The 540-nt window shown below is 57.8% G+C and carries 1 protein-coding gene; it reads left to right on the forward strand.

Annotated elements, in window-relative coordinates:
- The coding region (locus ETG88_RS22115) for a sodium:solute symporter family transporter (RefSeq protein WP_434084310.1) at positions 1 to 540 on the forward strand (540 nt) is incomplete at both ends.

The following is a 540-nucleotide window of genomic DNA, read 5'->3' on the forward strand; positions in this document are numbered from 1 at the left end:
GGCGCAAGTTTCATGGCCTTTATGGTGATGAAACATGTCGGCTTTAGCTTCAACAACCTGTTCACCGAAGCAATGGCGGTTCACCCGAAAGGGGAAGCGATCATGAGCCCAGGGGGGCTGGTGAAAGACCCGATATCCGCGCTGTCGCTCGGTCTCGGTCTGATGTTTGGTACGGCCGGTCTGCCGCACATCCTGATGCGCTTCTTTACCGTCAGCGACGCTCGCGAAGCGCGTAAAAGCGTCTTCTATGCCACCGGTTTTATGGGCTATTTCTACATCCTGACCTTTATCATCGGCTTTGGTGCGATCATGCTGGTTGGCGCAAATCCGGCGTTTAAAGATGCGGCGGGGCAGCTGATTGGCGGCAATAACATGGCGGCGGTACATCTGGCCGATGCCGTGGGCGGCAACCTGTTCCTCGGCTTTATCTCCGCCGTGGCGTTCGCTACGATTCTGGCGGTAGTTGCTGGCCTGACCCTGGCGGGCGCATCGGCGGTCTCTCATGACCTCTATGCGAACGTGTGGCGTAAAGGGGCAACG

Source organism: Lelliottia nimipressuralis (assembly GCF_004115925.1).
Classification (GTDB): domain Bacteria; phylum Pseudomonadota; class Gammaproteobacteria; order Enterobacterales; family Enterobacteriaceae; genus Enterobacter; species Enterobacter nimipressuralis.